This is a genomic window from Rhodanobacter sp. OR87 (assembly GCF_000473345.1).
GTDB lineage: Bacteria > Pseudomonadota > Gammaproteobacteria > Xanthomonadales > Rhodanobacteraceae > Rhodanobacter > Rhodanobacter denitrificans.
The window spans coordinates 69,573-84,359 of the sequence record NZ_AXBJ01000003.1; the positions used below are offsets into that span (position 1 = coordinate 69,573).

Below are 14,787 nucleotides of genomic sequence, written 5' to 3' on the forward strand. Positions count from 1 at the left end.
GTGGGCGCCCCTCGCCATGTCCAGGCCGGCACGCGAACAGCTGGCCCTGTTCCGCGCGTTGCCGGGCGACATGGCGCCGCGCGACAGCCAGGACCTGATGGCGTTTCCGTTCTTCTCGCTGGCCAAGTCGCGGCGCACGGCGCCGATCGACTTCCGCTCCGGTGGCGTGACCGTGCGGGTGGAGGGTACTCAGGAGCACGGCATCGCCACGATCTGGGACGCGGACATCCTGATCTGGGCAGCGAGCCAGATCGTCGAAGCACGCGACGCCGGCATCCCGACCTCGCGCCTGATGCAGGCCACGCCTTACGAGATCCTGCGCTTCATCGGGCGCGGTACGTCGCTGCGCGACTACCAGCGCCTCAAGGCCGCGCTGGATCGCCTGCAATCGACGACCGTGGCGACCTCGATCCGCGAGACCACCGGGCGGCGCCTGCATCGGTTCTCGTGGATCAACGAGTGGAAGGAGCGCGCGAGCGCCAAGGGCGTGGCGCTCGGCCTAGAACTGATCCTGCCGGACTGGTTCTACGCCGGCGTGCTCGACGCCGCCCTGGTGCTGACCATCGACCCGGCATATTTCCGGCTCACCGGCGGCATCGAACGCTGGCTGTATCGCCTCGTGCGCAAACACGGTGGACGCCAGGCCGGCGGCTGGCAGTTCGACTTCGCGTACCTGTATCGCAAGTCCGGCAGCATGGCGCGCTTCTACGACTTCGCTGCCGACCTGCGTGCGCTGGTGGCGAAACAATCCTTGCCCGGCTACGTGCTGGGCATCGAGTGGATGTCCGACCGCAAAGCGGAGCTGCTGACCTTTCGGCCCGTGCCGTACACAGCACGGGGATAACTCGGGAACAAGCGGTGCATGGCCTCGTGCTATCAGGCAACCAAAGACTCGTGCTATCAGGCAACACATCCTCGTGCTATCAGGCAACAAAATCGGCCGCAAGCCCAGTCACCACGCGGATTTGCGCGGTCTCTAACTTACCTAACCTAAAAACACTAACAGGTAGTAGCGCCACGCCGTTGCAGTGGACAACTGCTGACACCTCAAAACAACAGCAACACCCACAACCCAAATCACCGCATTTTCCAGGTCGATCAACGAGTCGTTTTCCATCATGGAGAACCGTCTCATGATCATCGCCTTGCTCAACCAGAAAGGCGGTGTCGGCAAGACCACGCTCGCCACGCACATCGCCGGCGAACTGGCGCTGCGCGGTCAGCAGGTCATCCTGCTCGATGCCGATCCGCAGGGCTCGGCGCTGGACTGGACCCAGCGACGCAGCCAGCAGGGTCTGCCACGGTTGTTCAGCGCCGTGGGCCTCGCACGCGAGACGCTGCACCAGGAAGCGCCCGAGCTGGCGCGCCGCAGCGATCACGTCGTGATCGACGGGCCGCCGCGTATCGCCGCGCTGGCGCGCTCGGCGCTGCTGGCAGCGGACCGTGTGTTGGTGCCGGTGCAACCAAGTCCCTACGATCTGTGGGCGAGCGCCGAGATGGTGGCGCTGGTCCGCGAGGCGCAGGTGTTCCGGCCGGCGCTGCATGCGGCCTTCGTCATCAATCGGCGCGTCAGCACCACCGACATCGGCCGCGAGGCGCGCAGTGCGCTTGCAGAACAGCCGCTGCCATCGCTGCAATCGGAAATCCGTCAGCGCATCGCCTTCGCCGACAGCGTGGCGGCTGGTCAGCTTGCGCGCGAACTGGCGCCCGACAGCGCTGCCGCACGCGAGATCACGGCGCTGACCGACGAACTACTGCGGTGGTCGTCATGAACCATGCACGTGGCAAGCGCATCGCCATTGGCGCACGTCCGCCAACGAACCCGCACGCCGAGGCGTGGATCCGTCAGGGCGACGGCGCCGACCTTCAGAAAGGCGACCTCTACACCGCACGCCTGACGCTCGACATCACGCCCGCGCTGCGCGCCCGCATCAAGGTCTCGGCCTTCACGCAGGGCGTGACGGTGGCCGAGCTGCTGCGCGCGCTGCTGGAGCGCGAGTTCTCGGAGCACACGCCATGAATGTGTCTTTTCAAGTGGCAGCGGTCGCGCCGCCGCCATTCGCAGCGCTCATCGATCACGAGCTATTGACTCGAGTCTCGCTCGCTTACGTCGCGCATCGTTTCAACCTCTATCTACGCTTCGGTGAACCGGCGTATCACGTGCAACGTGATCGTTGGCGGCGCGTGGCGGCGTTCTGGCCAGCATCGATCTTCTGCCGCATCCGCTGGGAGGCCAACGGCTACGGCACGGTGCGTTGGCAGCTCATGGTGATGCAGGCATGTACGTCGATGGATGCCGCGCAGCGCATCCCCGGTGTGTGGCCGGGCGCGTGTCTGCTATTGCACGCCGAAGGTGAACGCATGGTTCGCTTCGTGTTGCCGCTCATCGACGCCATCGAGGCATTGGGCATCGCGCCGGTCGACGTATCGCCCGCTTACTGGCGCATGCTGAGCAACCGGCTCGTTGCGCATGGGCCGTTGCCGGTTTACACCGCCGAGCGGCACGCCGCCTGGCTGGCGGGGAGGGCGTTGTCATGACGGCCATTCCCACCACCGACAGGGTTTCGCGTCCTCATTCGCGCCGGCGCACTCTCCTCATTGTGGCGACACTGGCCGCCGGCGGCCTCGCTTCGCTGGTCTGGGCGTCCTTCGTGTCGCCGGTGCCGCGTCTGGTGTACAACCCGTCCGACAGTGTGGCGGTCGGCTGGTATCGCGTCGATCCGCTCGTACGCCATGCCGGCTCGCTGTCACCTGCGATGCACGTCGGCAGCATCGTGCTGGTTCCGTTGCCGGCCACCGCCGCCGCACTGGCCGCGCGGCGCGGCTACCTGCCATCGCGCATCCCGCTGCTCAAGCCGGTCGCTGCCGTCGCGCCGCAGCAGGTGTGCATCGCCGAGGGCAGCGTGCGCATCGACGGCGTGCCGGTGGCCGCCGCGTTGCGTACCGATGGGATGGGCCGACTGCTGCACGCCTGGTCGGCCTGCCGGCGTCTTGGCCCTGGCGAACTGTTCCTGCTCAGTACGACCAATCCGGCGTCGTTCGACAGCCGGTATTTCGGGCCGGTGCGCGCCGATACTGTGCTCGGTGTAGCGCATCCGGTCTGGCTGGAGACACGCCGATGATGATCGCCGATTCACTGCGCATCATCGTGTCATCCGGCGTGTCGTTTCGGTGTTCCTCGCTGCGTCGTCGCGCCTGCCGTGCAGCCGCTTTCGCGCCGCACGTCGCGCAACCTCTGGCGCGATCTTCCCCCGTGCAGACAGCTTGCCCCGAGCGCGCCATGCCGATGGCATGGCAGGCGCTCGCCGGCGTGCAGGCCGCGCATCGCGCAGCGCCGCCGGGGCATCGCATCCCCGTGCTGTCAGGCCGGGGAGAGATGCAGGGCAAGATTGAAGGGTGCGGCACCACGGTGCGCACCAAGCGTGTCTGCACATGGGGGTGGCGCGGCACGCGTCGGTACGCGGCACCGTGCCGCGAGTTGGCGCAAGACCAGGCCGGCTCAGGAGATACCGCGTGCCTGATGCCCGCTGACGCGATGGCCTTGGATGGAGCTTGCCAATGAGCCGACGCGGCCGCTCGGACGGCGACGACCGTTTTCGCCTCCGTCCCGGCGCGCCGAAGCAGCGCGGCGATACCTTCGTCGCCCAGGTCTTGCGCCAGACAAGCAAGGCCGCCAACACCACCGGCGGCCGGCGCGGCAAGACTCCCGGCTCCCGACTGGGGCGCGGCCATGTGGCGGCGCGCTTCACCGGGCGGTCGCTGTCCGCAAACTCACGGCGTGCCACCGTCAAGGTGCGGCTGGTGTACCTGAAGCAGGCCGGCGCGCGCTCGACCGTCACGCACCTGCGCTACATCGAACGCGAGGGCGTGGGCCGGGACGGTGAGCCGGGCAGGGCATACGGCACGGCGACGGACGAAGCCGACCTGACCGCATTCGAGGAACGCGGACGCGGCGACCGGCACCAGTTCCGTTTCATCGTGTCGCCCGAAGATGGCGCCGAGTTGGGCGACCTGCACACCTATACGCGCCACCTGATGACCCGCATGGAAGCCGACTTGGGTACGCGGCTGGACTGGGTGGCGGTCGATCACTGGAACACCGATAACCCGCATACCCACATCGTCCTGCGCGGCAAGGACGGCACCGGCCGCGACCTCATCATTTCTCAGGCGTACCTGACGCGCGGCCTGCGCGAGCGCGCGGCCGAACTCGCCACCCAATGGCTGGGGCCGCGTACCGAACAGGAGATCCAGCGCACGCTCGCGCGGGAAGTCGAACAGGAACGCTGGACCAACCTGGACCGCACCTTGCAGCGCGAAGCCGTGAATGGCCAGGTGCATGTCGAACGCCTCAGCGAGCCCTGGCTGCACCGTCAGCGCGAGATGTTGATCGGCCGCTTGCAACACTTGCAGCGCATGGGCCTGGCGAGCCAACCGCAAACCGGCGCATGGGTGATCCACATTGAGGCCGAACCGACCCTGCGGGCGATGGGCGAACGCGGCGACATCATCCGCACCATGCAGCGGGCGATGAGTGGCATGCAACGTGAGCTGGCCGTATTCGAGCCGAGGGAGGACGGCCGCGTCATCGTTGGACGGGTCGCCGCCAAAGGGTTGGCTGACGAGCTGTACGACAAGGGTTATCTGGTGGTGGATGGCACGGACGGTAAAGCGCACTACGTGACGCTGCCGCCGCGGTCGGAGCTGGAGCGGTACCCGACCGGCAGCATTGTCCAGATCAAGGGGAGCGCCGATACGCGCGCCTCGGATAAGACCGTCGCCGCACTGGCCGTCGATGGTCTTTACCGCACCGACCAGCATCTGGCCGTCGCCCAAGGTCAGGCCACGCCCGACCGCGATCCCCACGAAGTGGTGGCCGCGCACGTGCGCCGGCTCGAAGCCCTGCGCCGCGCCGGCATCGTGGAGCGTGTGGCCGAGGGGTTATGGAAGGTGCCAAACGATCTGCCCGAACGGAGCCGCCAATACGACAGCCGGCGCCTGGGCGGTGGCGTCGCGGTCGAACTGAAGTCACACCTGCCCATTGAGCGACAGACCCGCGTGATCGGTGCCACCTGGTTGGACCAGCAGTTGATTGGTGGTGGCAAGGGGTTGGGCGACATGGGCTTTGGTGGAGAGGTGAAGGACACGCTGCGCCAACGTACCGACTTCCTGGTGGAGCAGGGGCTAGCTGAACGGCGCGGGCAGCGAGTGATTCTGGCGCGCAACCTACTGGCGACGCTGCGCAGCCGCGAGTTGGTGAGGACCGCGCGTGACATTGCGGCCGAAACCGGCCTGGAGCACCGGCCGGTGACCGACGGACAGCGCGTGGCCGGTGTCTACCGACGCAGCGTGCTGCTGGCCAGCGGGCGCTACGCGATGCTGGACGACGGCATGGGATTCAGCCTGGTTCCGTGGAAGCCGGTCATCGAACAGCGGATGGGGCAGCAGATTGCAGTAATGGTGCGCGGCTCGAACGTGAGTTGGGAGATTGGTCGAATGCGAGGCCCTACGGTTGGATAGCCTCATCATTGGCGACTTGGGACATCAGCCAGTGGCCAATGGGCGGCATGTGACCGGCACCCATCCAACACATCCAGCAAAACCTGCGTCACAGCTCCATTGGCACGACGTCGATCTACATTCATGCGGAAGAAGATGCGCGCCATGCCAGCACCACGAAAACTCGCATCGAGTCATTGGTGCCCCATGGAGACATGCCATGACTTACCCAGATGATCGTTTTGGCATGAGACATGCGTTCAAGGCCGTCAAATTGCCGCATCAGGGTGGACAATCGGCAGGAATTTCAACTCCCGTACACACGAATTGGCACACACTCCCACCGTTGCGTCTGGCAACTCGTTGTTGGGACAACTATATGGCTATTTCACGCAAATCAATAGCTTCGGCGTTGGGCTCTCTGGCGCTCGCTTTAGTCCTCAATGGTGTCGCCGTGGCCCAGAACAGCACGCCCACAAGCGGCGTGGACAAGATGGGTGCCATGCACTCGGACATGAAGGGTATGCACAACAAGATGATGGGCATGCACATGATGCCGGCGACCGTGACGGCGGCAGATGCAAAGACGGGCATGGTCGACGTTACTTCCGAAGGCATGGCTTTGAAGGTGCATTTCCCGCCGTCCGCCATGGCCAGTCTGAAAGCCGGTGACAAGATCACGCTGCATATGGGCTTCAGCAAGCCGTGAATTGTCTTGACCCATCTCCAGGGTTGAAAGTGCCGGATCACACGGTTAAGGTGCGGGGATGACGCTCTCACTACGTCAGCTCGCCCGTTCACGTCGCCTTTGCGCGATGGCCGTGCTGGCGTGGTTGATGCTGGTCGTCAATGCTGCCGCTGCCGCGCCGATGGGTATGCACGCTACGGCCGGTGCCGATGCAATGGGGGCTACGTCGGCTGTCATCGACATGCACTGCCATGATGCGTCGATGCCAACGGCGACGGGAAACGACGCCGGTTGTGCTGACCGGACCGATTGCTGTGGCGGCATGGCCGGCAATCAATGCACCTGCGCGGCGATGTGTGCCGCCGCGCTGGCGCCGATCATGGCGGTGGCGATTGGCCCAATGGCGTTCGCTGCGATTTACGCCACACCGCGTTTGCTTGATGCACCTGCGCTGGCGGCCGCGCCGCCGTTGCGTCCACCTGCCGTCTAATTCCCCTCGCTGTTGTCCGGATGTGTTTGCGCGGTCGTTGCCGATCGCGCAATGCGCCGGCTGTGATCGGTAGCGGATGCTCGAACACCCACGCTTTTTGCCCTGATGCAAATTGTTTTCGCTGTGGGTGGTTGCGAGCCGGCTTGTTGAGGTTGCCTTCGGGCAGGTGGGAGAGACCCATGAATCCATTTTCTTCGCCGCCGACTGATCTGTCGCGGCGCCGTTTTGTGCAAGGCGTGGCCCTCGGTGGTGCAGTGGCCGGCCTGGGCCTGCTGCGCCCTTCGAACGTCTGGGCGCTGACCAGCCCCGGCCACCCCACCGTGCTGAGTGGCACCGACTTCGCACTCGACATCGCCGAGACGCCAGTCAACTACACTGGCGCCACGCGCTTGGCCACCACCGTCAACGGTGGTGTTCCCGGACCAATCCTGCGCTGGAAGGAAGGCACCACAGTCAATCTGCGTGTGACCAACCGCTTGCGTGTGCCCACTTCGATCCACTGGCACGGCATCATTCTGCCGTTTCAGGAAGACGGCGTGCCGGGCATCAGCTTTGATGGCATCGCTCCCGGCGAAACCTTCCTCTACCAATTCAAGGTGCGCCAGTCGGGCACCTATTGGTACCACTCGCACTCGGGTTTCCAAGAGCAGACTGGCCTGTACGGCCCGCTGGTGATCGAACCCGCCGGCCCGGATCGCTATCCGACCGATCGCGACTACGTGGTGATGCTCAGCGACTGGACCGACGAGGATCCGGATCGCATCTACGCCAAGCTCAAGAAGCAGAGCGACTACTACAACTTCGCCCAGCCCACGGTGCCGGACTTCTTCCGCGATGTCCGCGAGAAGGGTCTGGGCCAGGCGCTGGCGATGCGCAAGATGTGGAATGAGATGCGCATGAATCCGACCGATCTGGGCGACGTCTCCGGCTACACCTATACCTACCTGATGAACGGCACTGCGCCGGCCGGCAACTGGACAGGGCTGTTCCGTCCCGGCGAAAAGATCCGCCTGCGCATCATCAACGGCTCGGCATCGACCATCTTCGATGTACGCATTCCGGGCCTGAAGATGACGGTCATTTCGGCCGACGGCCAGGACGTCGAACCGGTGGCGGTCGACGAGTTCCGCATTTAGGTGGCGGAGACCTATGACGTCATCGTCGAGCCGCAGGACGAACGCGCATACACGTTGTTTGCCCAATCCATCGACCGCACCGGCTACGCTCGCGGCACGCTGGCGCCACGTGCAGGCATGCACGCCGAAGTACCGGCCATGGACAAGCGCGTGTGGCTCGACATGCAGGACATGATGGGCGCGATGTCGATGGGCAACATGGATCACGGTGCTGGCGGAAGTGCACACGCCGCGATGCCGGGCATGGATCATGGCGGCATGGCCGGCATGGACAAAGGTGCGGCCCCGGTCGTGCGCCACGCGCGTACCGAATATAGCCCCGGCGTGGATATGCACGTGGACATGCCGCGCACCAACCTCGACGATCCGGGCACCGGCCTGCGCGACAACGGTCGGCGCGTGTTGACCTATGCCGACCTGCACACCATCGGCGGCCCGATCGATGCGCGCGAACCCGGCCGCGAGATCGAGCTGCACCTCACCGGCAACATGGAACGCTTCATCTGGTCGTTCGATGGCGTGAAGTTCTCCGACGCCAAGCCGGTGCACTTCAACAGTGGCGAGCGCCTGCGCATCGTGCTGGTCAACGACACCATGATGAACCACCCGATCCACCTGCATGGCATGTGGAGCGAGCTGGAAAGTCCGGACGGCCAATTCCAGGTGCGCAAGCACACCATCAACGTACAGCCGGCGCAGCGCGTCACCTACGCAGTGTCAGCCGACAACCTTGGTCGCTGGGCCTACCACTGCCATCTGCTGTATCACATGGAGGCGGGCATGTTCCGCGAGGTGGTGGTGTCATGAACATGCATCGCCGCAATACCTCAACCGTTCCGTGTCGTTCGGTGTTGCTGGCCGCACTGCTGCTGGCGTTGCCACTGGCGGTCACGGCACAGAGCGCGCCCGCGTCCAGCAGCACGACGCCAATGGACATGAGTTCCATGCCAGGGATGGATCACGGCAGCATGCCCGGCATGACGATGCCGGCTGCCGCGAGCAGCAATACGAAACCGGCGACGAAAGCGCCCGCCAAGAAAGCCAAGAAGAAACCCGTACCGACCTCATCGACGCCTGCTCCCCACGACATGGGAGGCATGCCGGGCATGGACCATAGCAGCATGCCCGGCATGGACCACGGTGCGATGCCTGCCACGCCGATGTCCGCCCATCCTCCCGCATCGGCGGCACCCACCGGCGACATGTCGGAGATGGATCACTCGTCGATGCCCGGCATGAACCCAGAAGCAATGCAAGGGATGGACCACAGTGGGATGGCCGGGATGGACCACGGCACGATGCCCCAAAAGGGACAGGGCAACATGGCCGGCATGGGCGCGATGCCGGGCATGACGATGGGACCAATGCAAGGTGGCAGCGCGCCAGCGGACGCACGCAGTGACGACTATTCCGACGGCGTCGCGGGCAGCCCCGTACAGGGGTTGCACATGCACGGCAGCGCGCCGTTCGGCATGCTGCTGATTGACCAACTCGAAGCGTTCCACGGTCGCGATGCCAACGGCCAGAGCTGGGAAGCCCAAGGCTGGTACGGCAACGACGAGGACAAGTTGTGGATTCGCACCGAAGGCGAGCGCAGCCGCGGCAAGCTGGAAGATGGTGATCTCGAAGCGTTCTGGAACCACAACATCGCCACGTTCTGGAGCACTCAGCTCGGTGGCCGCCAAGACTTGGGCGTAGGCCCTAAGCGGACGTGGGCCGCGTTCGGCGTGCAAGGCCTGGCACCGTACTGGTTTGAACTGGAAGCCACCGGCTATGTCGGCGCATCAGGCCGCACGGCTGCGCGCCTGCGGGCCGAGTACGAGTTGTTGTTCACCCAGCGGTTGATCCTGCAGCCAGAAGCCGAGATCAACCTGTACGGCAGGAATGATCCGCAGCGCCGGATCGGCAGCGGTGTCTCCGACGTGCAATTCGGTCTGCGCCTGCGCTACGAGATCCGCCGCCAGTTCGCGCCGTACATCGGCGTGAACTGGGTGCGCCGCCTCGGCACCAGCGCCGACTACGCGCGGCAGGATCATCAACCCGTTCTCGACCGGCAGATCGTGGCCGGCGTCCGCATCTGGTTTTGAGGAGAAACATCATGAAGCAGCACATCAAGCATCACAGCATCACGGTTGTCGTCGTTCTGGGCGTGCTGGCCATCGGCGCAGGTGCGTTCGTGTACTCCGGCATCTACAACATCGGAGCCGACGACCACCACACCAAGCCGGTCTTTGCAGTACTTCAAACCCTGCGTGAAAACTCCATTCATGCGCGCTCCAAGGACATCGTTGTGCCTGACCTCAACGACCCGCAGTTGATACTCAAGGGGGCCGGCCAGTACGCGGCCATGTGCACTCAGTGCCATCTCAGGCCCGGTATGAAAGACTCGGAAATCCGCCCCGGGCTGTACCCGCAGCCGCCGAATCTGTCGCAGGTACGGGTGGAACCGAAGGAAGCGTTCTGGATCATCAAGCACGGCATCAAGATGAGCGCGATGCCGGCATGGGGTGGCAGCCATGACGACCCGACGATGTGGAGCATGGTCGCGTTTCTGCAGAAGCTGCCCGACATGACGCCAGCGCAATACAAAGACATAGTGGCCAGGGCTCCCGCAGATCACGACATGGACATGGACGGGGAGGGTGGCCACAGCCATGGCGGGGCGGCCGATGAGGACGCTCACGGTGCTGCCGACATGCAGGACATGCAGATGCCTGCCAAGCCCGAATCCGGGCACAGTCACGCTGCGGCCGCTGCGGACGGGCATGATCACGAACATGTCGAGGCGGCTTCTGCGGTTGCAGCGCCATTGTCGATGGAAGGCATGAAAGCGCAGGCAGTACCGGCGGCCGAGGCGGTGGCACAAGCGTTCCACACCGCGCTGCACAGCGGTGATCGCGCCGCCGTGCTGGCGTTGCTGGCGCCCGATGTCAGCATCAGCGAGGGTGGCCAAGTGCAGTCGCGCGAAGCGTATGCCAGCGGCCATCTGGGTGAGGACATCGCCTTCCTGAAAGCCGCGCAGATCACTCCAGTCTCGCTCGGTTCGATGTCGATGGGCGACACCGCCATGGTCGGTAGCGAGAGCGACATCCAGGCCACGGTCAAGGGCAAATTGACCAAGTTGCGCAGCCGCGAGCTGCTTACCCTCAGGAAGGACGGCAAGGACTGGAAGATCGTGTCCATCCGATGGGAATCCGCACCGCTACCGGGAGAGTGACCGTGAAGCGAGTGAGCATCTCACCCGTGAATGCAAGAAACGTTTTGTTCGCGGCAATCGCCGTTGTTTCCCTCAGCGTGCTTGGTGCCTGCACCCGCCCCGTCGATGCGCAGTCCAGCCAGCGAATCCCCGCGACAATGGGGGACGCAACGCCAAGCCCACCGGACGCAACGCTCCCGGTCATGCTGGTACACAAAAGCGCTACGTGTGGTTGTTGCAGCGCATGGGTCGATCATATGCGGGCCGCCGGCTTCAGGGTCGATGTGCGCGATGTCGACGACCTCGATGCGGTAAAGGCCCGCGTCGGCGTTCCGGCCGGCAAGGGCTCGTGCCACACCGCCGAAGTGGGCGGCTATTTCATCGAAGGTCATGTGCCGGCACTGGACATCAAGCGGCTCCTGGCCGAGAAGCCCAAAGCCAGGGGGCTCGTCGTTCCGGGCATGCCGGCCGGATCACCGGGCATGGAGCTGCCTGACGGCCGCGTTCAGCCCTATGTCGTTGAGCTTGTTGCCCCCGACGGCACCACTTCCGTCTTCGCTCACCATGCGTATTGATACGTCGATCGACGCCAAGCCATTGCCATCGTCATGGGAGGATGCATGAACACCCACCATCACCACACGGACGCCGACAACCACGGACATCACGGCCACCCCGGCGCGGGGACAACCGCGATCGATCCGGTTTGTGGCATGCAGGTCGATCCAGATCAGACCGCCCATCACGCCGGACATGAAGGGGTCACGCACCATTTCTGCTCGGCACGCTGCCTGGAACGCTTCGTGGCGGATCCGGCCAAATATCTGACCCGGCGACCCGATGACGCCCCCGCGCAGCCACCGGTGGGAACGATGTATATCTGCCCGATGCATCCGCAGGTGCGCCAGGAGGGCCCCGGCATCTGCCCGATTTGCGGCATGGCGCTGGAGCCGGAAATGCCGGGGCTGGACGACGAGGAAAATCCCGAGCTGCGTGATTTCAGCCGCCGCTTCTGGTGGACCTTGCCGGCGACGCTGGTGGTGCTCGTGCTGGCGATGTTTGGCCACTACTTTCCTTGGCTACCGGTAGACACCCGAACCTGGATCGAACTGGTACTGACCATCCCGGTGGTGTTGTGGGCAGGCTGGCCGTTTTTCGTTCGCTGCGTGCAGTCGGTCCGCAACCTCAGTCCCAACATGTGGACCCTGATCGGCATCGGCGTGGGCGCGGCGTTCGGCTACAGCATCGTTGCCACCATCGCACCGGATCTGTTTCCCGAGTCGTTCCACGAGCACGGCCGCGTTGGTGTCTATTTCGAAGCCGCTGCGGTGATCGTCTCGCTGACCCTGCTTGGCCAGCTGCTCGAACTGCGTGCCCGCTCGAAGACATCGACTGCCCTGAAAGCCCTGCTGGGGCTGGCGCCAAAGACCGCACGCCGCCTGCGCGACGATGGCGACGAGGAGGATGTCGAACTCAGCCACGTTCACGTCGGTGATCGCCTGCGCGTACGCCCTGGTGAAAAGGTGCCGGTGGACGGCAAAGTGATCGAAGGGCGCTCTCATGTCGACGAGTCGATGCTGACCGGGGAACCCGTCCCGGTCGAAAAAGCCATCGGCTCCAGCGTGATTGGCGCGACCCTCAACGGCACTGGCAGCCTGGTGATCCGGGCGGAGAAAGTCGGCTCGGCGACGGTGCTGTCGCAGATCGTGCAACTGGTCGCGCAGGCGCAACGCTCGCGCGCACCGATGCAGCGCATGGCCGACAAGGTGGCTTTCTGGTTCGTGCTGGCGGTCCTGGCGATTGCCGTTGCAACCTTCTTCGTATGGGGGCTGTTCGGTCCGGAACCGTCGTGGACGTTCGCTGTTCTCAACGCAATCTCGGTCCTGATCATCGCCTGCCCCTGCGCGCTGGGACTGGCTACGCCGATGTCGATCATGGTGGCGACCGGCCGTGCCGCCGGGGAGGGCGTATTGTTCCGCGATGCCGAGGCGATCGAGAACCTGCGCAAGATCGACACCCTGATCGTGGACAAGACCGGAACCTTGACCGAGGGACGTCCGGCCTTCCACGCCGCGCTCCCGGCCGAAGGGTTCACCGAACAGGAGGTGCTGCGCTTGGCGGCCAGCCTCGATCAGGGCAGCGAGCACCCACTGGCCGACGCGATCGTCGCGGAAGCCCGCCGCCGTGACCTGGCGCTGGAAACACCAGAGAGCTTCGAGTCGTCCACCGGCATCGGGGTACGCGGCCAGGTGGGCGGCGCCATCCTGGCGATCGGCAATACCGCGCTGATGCACGAGGTCGGGGTCGATGCCTCGGTTCTTTCCATCCCGGCCGAAGAGCTGCGCCGGGCCGGCGCCAGCGTGATGTATCTGGCGGTCGATGGCGCCCTGGCCGGCCTGCTCGCGGTGGCCGACCCGATCAAGGCCACCACCGCAGGAGCCATCACATCGCTGCACGATGCGGGTCTGAAAATTGTGATGGCCACCGGCGACGGCGTCACCACGGCCCATGCGGTCGCACGCACCTTGGGCATCGACGAAGTCCATGGCGAGGTCCGCCCGAAGGACAAGATCGACCTCGTGCGACAGCTGCAAGCCAAGGGCCACCGGGTGGCGATGGCCGGCGACGGAATCAACGACGCCCCCGCGCTTGCCGGCGCCGATGTCGGCATCGCGATGGGTACCGGCACCGACGTGGCGATGTCGAGCGCGCAGGTGACACTGGTGAAAGGCGACTTGCGCGGCATCGTGCGGGCGCGGTCGATCTCCAACGACACCGTCGCGAACATGAAGCAGAACCTGGGCTTTGCGTTCCTTTACAACGCACTGGGTGTGCCGATCGCGGCCGGGGTACTGTACCCCCTGACGGGCCTGCTGCTCAGCCCGATGATCGCCGCCCTGGCGATGAGCCTGAGCTCTGTGTCGGTGGTTGCCAACGCGTTGCGGCTGGGCCGAAAACGGCATGACTAAGGGATCCGACGCCAGCGAGTGGAGCAAAAGCGACCCCAACTCGTTGTCTTCGCCGGCAAGCGTGGAAGTACGCCATCATGTGTTTCCTTTCTCACGCCCGGCGTAGCTTGGTACCTGATCTGGCAGCCGCCCCAAGTACGGCAAGCGAGCGCTCGGCTGTGGCGCATGGTCATATTGGAGGTCGGCGTTACCTGCCACTGTTCACCAGCAACCGGCAGGTGCTGGCCGTCGATCTCAGAAGTGGTCGTCTACATGGCTCACCGTGACGGTGATCTTAAGGAGGGATTCCGGGTTGACCGGCGAGAACAGCAAGGGAGACCCGGCTGACAACTTATAGTTGATTCAAGTCAATACAATTCTTGATATTTCTGGGTAAATTGCCATCTATGGGCCGTCCTTTCCGCATGCGTCGCACCACACGTCGCCGCCTTATCTGGCTGGTGACGCTGCTGATGCTTTGGCAGCAGACGGCACTGGCTGCCTACGTTTGTACGACGGTCCCCGAAGCGACACCGGCGGCTGCGCTGATGACTTCCATGCCGGGCATGGACGGCGTCTGTGCGCAGAATCAGGATGCCCCCGTCAGCCCACTGTGCCAGAAGCATTGCGCGCCCGATTACGCGACGCAGGTTGAAGCGCATACGGCGGCGGTGCCATTAAGCATGTTGCCGGCAATGCCACCGGTGCTGATGACGCCCGCCGTTGTTGCGCTGCCATCGAATCGCGCGCTCCAACGGGTCGGGCATCTGCGCGCGCCGCCACCTCCGCCCATGTTGTTGTTCTGCTCACTCCTGATCTGATCTGACACG

At 64.7% G+C, this 14,787-nt stretch carries 15 protein-coding genes and 1 pseudogene; 15 read left to right on the plus strand and 1 reads right to left on the minus strand.

Annotated features, from left to right (window positions below; all coding sequences use genetic code 11):
• Nucleotides 1-16 precede the first annotated feature (16 nt).
• Nucleotides 17-844 carry a replication initiator protein A gene (locus RHOOR87_RS0103415; RefSeq protein WP_027484236.1) on the plus strand — a complete coding sequence of 276 codons (828 nt, stop codon included), beginning with the start codon at nt 17-19 and terminating at the stop codon, nt 842-844.
• 141 nt (nt 845-985) lie between these two features.
• Here the strand turns inward: RHOOR87_RS0103415 and RHOOR87_RS20235 are convergent, their stop codons facing one another.
• On the minus strand, nt 986-1,135 hold the full coding sequence (locus RHOOR87_RS20235; protein ID WP_155950909.1) for a hypothetical protein: 150 nt from the start codon (nt 1,133-1,135) through the stop codon (nt 986-988).
• Between RHOOR87_RS20235 and parA the strand changes: the two genes are divergently transcribed.
• The 14 genes and pseudogenes from parA (at nt 1,134) to RHOOR87_RS0103495 (ending at nt 14,778) form a co-directional block, all read left to right on the plus strand.
• A complete protein-coding gene (gene parA / locus RHOOR87_RS0103425) occupies nt 1,134-1,772 on the plus strand; it encodes a ParA family partition ATPase (protein ID WP_027484237.1) in 639 nt (212 codons plus the stop codon). The two genes, RHOOR87_RS20235 and parA, sit on opposite strands and share 2 nt — an antisense overlap.
• A complete protein-coding gene (locus tag RHOOR87_RS0103430) occupies nt 1,769-2,020 on the plus strand; it encodes a hypothetical protein (protein WP_027484238.1) in 252 nt (83 codons plus the stop codon). Before parA ends, RHOOR87_RS0103430 begins: the two co-directional genes overlap by 4 nt.
• On the plus strand, nt 2,017-2,538 hold the full coding sequence (locus RHOOR87_RS0103435; protein WP_027484239.1) for a DUF2840 domain-containing protein: 522 nt from the start codon (nt 2,017-2,019) through the stop codon (nt 2,536-2,538). The genes RHOOR87_RS0103430 and RHOOR87_RS0103435 overlap by 4 nt, the downstream gene beginning before the upstream one ends.
• Nucleotides 2,535-3,122, plus strand: a complete 588-nt coding sequence (locus RHOOR87_RS0103440; RefSeq protein WP_027484240.1) for a S26 family signal peptidase — start codon at nt 2,535-2,537, stop codon at nt 3,120-3,122. The genes RHOOR87_RS0103435 and RHOOR87_RS0103440 overlap by 4 nt, the downstream gene beginning before the upstream one ends.
• Entirely contained in the window at nt 3,119-3,562 is a 444-nt protein-coding gene (locus tag RHOOR87_RS0103445; protein ID WP_027484241.1) for a hypothetical protein, read from the plus strand. The genes RHOOR87_RS0103440 and RHOOR87_RS0103445 overlap by 4 nt, the downstream gene beginning before the upstream one ends.
• Nucleotides 3,559-5,520, plus strand: coding sequence for a relaxase/mobilization nuclease and DUF3363 domain-containing protein (locus RHOOR87_RS0103450; protein ID WP_027484242.1), 1,962 nt, complete (start codon nt 3,559-3,561; stop codon nt 5,518-5,520). Before RHOOR87_RS0103445 ends, RHOOR87_RS0103450 begins: the two co-directional genes overlap by 4 nt.
• A gap of 199 nt (nt 5,521-5,719) precedes the next feature.
• On the plus strand, nt 5,720-6,208 hold the full coding sequence (locus RHOOR87_RS0103455) for a hypothetical protein (RefSeq protein WP_231381711.1): 489 nt from the start codon (nt 5,720-5,722) through the stop codon (nt 6,206-6,208).
• Nucleotides 6,209-6,266: 58 nt separating this feature from the next.
• Nucleotides 6,267-6,677, plus strand: a complete 411-nt coding sequence (locus RHOOR87_RS0103460; RefSeq protein ID WP_155950910.1) for a hypothetical protein — start codon at nt 6,267-6,269, stop codon at nt 6,675-6,677.
• Nucleotides 6,678-6,856: 179 nt separating this feature from the next.
• Nucleotides 6,857-8,620 (plus strand): annotated as a pseudogene (locus RHOOR87_RS18970) (copper resistance system multicopper oxidase).
• Nucleotides 8,617-9,900 carry a copper resistance protein B gene (locus RHOOR87_RS20680; protein ID WP_231381712.1) on the plus strand — a complete coding sequence of 428 codons (1,284 nt, stop codon included), beginning with the start codon at nt 8,617-8,619 and terminating at the stop codon, nt 9,898-9,900. Before RHOOR87_RS18970 ends, RHOOR87_RS20680 begins: the two are co-directional and overlap by 4 nt.
• A gap of 11 nt (nt 9,901-9,911) precedes the next feature.
• Nucleotides 9,912-11,030, plus strand: a complete 1,119-nt coding sequence (locus RHOOR87_RS0103480; protein WP_027484247.1) for a c-type cytochrome — start codon at nt 9,912-9,914, stop codon at nt 11,028-11,030.
• A 137-nt stretch (nt 11,031-11,167) separates the two neighbouring features.
• Nucleotides 11,168-11,584 carry a DUF411 domain-containing protein gene (locus RHOOR87_RS0103485; RefSeq protein ID WP_231381723.1) on the plus strand — a complete coding sequence of 139 codons (417 nt, stop codon included), beginning with the start codon at nt 11,168-11,170 and terminating at the stop codon, nt 11,582-11,584.
• Nucleotides 11,585-11,629: 45 nt separating this feature from the next.
• A complete protein-coding gene (locus RHOOR87_RS0103490; protein ID WP_081699984.1) occupies nt 11,630-13,978 on the plus strand; it encodes a heavy metal translocating P-type ATPase in 2,349 nt (782 codons plus the stop codon).
• Between the two features lie 404 nt (nt 13,979-14,382).
• Nucleotides 14,383-14,778 (plus strand): hypothetical protein, encoded by a 396-nt coding sequence (locus tag RHOOR87_RS0103495; RefSeq protein WP_231381713.1) that lies wholly within the window; start codon nt 14,383-14,385, stop codon nt 14,776-14,778.
• The last annotated feature ends 9 nt before the right edge of the window (nt 14,779-14,787 follow it).

What these genes read in the sequence shown, in the direction of transcription:
- RHOOR87_RS0103455 (WP_231381711.1), top strand. Translation starts at nt 5,720, where the DNA reads ATGACTTACCCAGATGATCGTTTTGGCATGAGACATGCGTTCAAGGCC.
- RHOOR87_RS0103430 (WP_027484238.1), top strand. Translation starts at nt 1,769, where the DNA reads ATGAACCATGCACGTGGCAAGCGCATCGCCATTGGCGCACGTCCGCCA.
- RHOOR87_RS0103480 (WP_027484247.1), top strand. Translation starts at nt 9,912, where the DNA reads ATGAAGCAGCACATCAAGCATCACAGCATCACGGTTGTCGTCGTTCTG.
- RHOOR87_RS0103450 (WP_027484242.1), top strand. Translation starts at nt 3,559, where the DNA reads ATGAGCCGACGCGGCCGCTCGGACGGCGACGACCGTTTTCGCCTCCGT.
- RHOOR87_RS0103445 (WP_027484241.1), top strand. Translation starts at nt 3,119, where the DNA reads ATGATGATCGCCGATTCACTGCGCATCATCGTGTCATCCGGCGTGTCG.
- parA (WP_027484237.1), top strand. Translation starts at nt 1,134, where the DNA reads ATGATCATCGCCTTGCTCAACCAGAAAGGCGGTGTCGGCAAGACCACG.
- RHOOR87_RS20680 (WP_231381712.1), top strand. Translation starts at nt 8,617, where the DNA reads ATGAACATGCATCGCCGCAATACCTCAACCGTTCCGTGTCGTTCGGTG.
- RHOOR87_RS20235 (WP_155950909.1), bottom strand. Translation starts at nt 1,135, where the DNA reads ATGAGACGGTTCTCCATGATGGAAAACGACTCGTTGATCGACCTGGAA.
- RHOOR87_RS0103440 (WP_027484240.1), top strand. Translation starts at nt 2,535, where the DNA reads ATGACGGCCATTCCCACCACCGACAGGGTTTCGCGTCCTCATTCGCGC.
- RHOOR87_RS0103495 (WP_231381713.1), top strand. Translation starts at nt 14,383, where the DNA reads ATGCGTCGCACCACACGTCGCCGCCTTATCTGGCTGGTGACGCTGCTG.
- RHOOR87_RS0103490 (WP_081699984.1), top strand. Translation starts at nt 11,630, where the DNA reads ATGAACACCCACCATCACCACACGGACGCCGACAACCACGGACATCAC.
- RHOOR87_RS0103485 (WP_231381723.1), top strand. Translation starts at nt 11,168, where the DNA reads ATGGGGGACGCAACGCCAAGCCCACCGGACGCAACGCTCCCGGTCATG.
- RHOOR87_RS0103435 (WP_027484239.1), top strand. Translation starts at nt 2,017, where the DNA reads ATGAATGTGTCTTTTCAAGTGGCAGCGGTCGCGCCGCCGCCATTCGCA.
- RHOOR87_RS0103415 (WP_027484236.1), top strand. Translation starts at nt 17, where the DNA reads ATGTCCAGGCCGGCACGCGAACAGCTGGCCCTGTTCCGCGCGTTGCCG.
- RHOOR87_RS0103460 (WP_155950910.1), top strand. Translation starts at nt 6,267, where the DNA reads ATGACGCTCTCACTACGTCAGCTCGCCCGTTCACGTCGCCTTTGCGCG.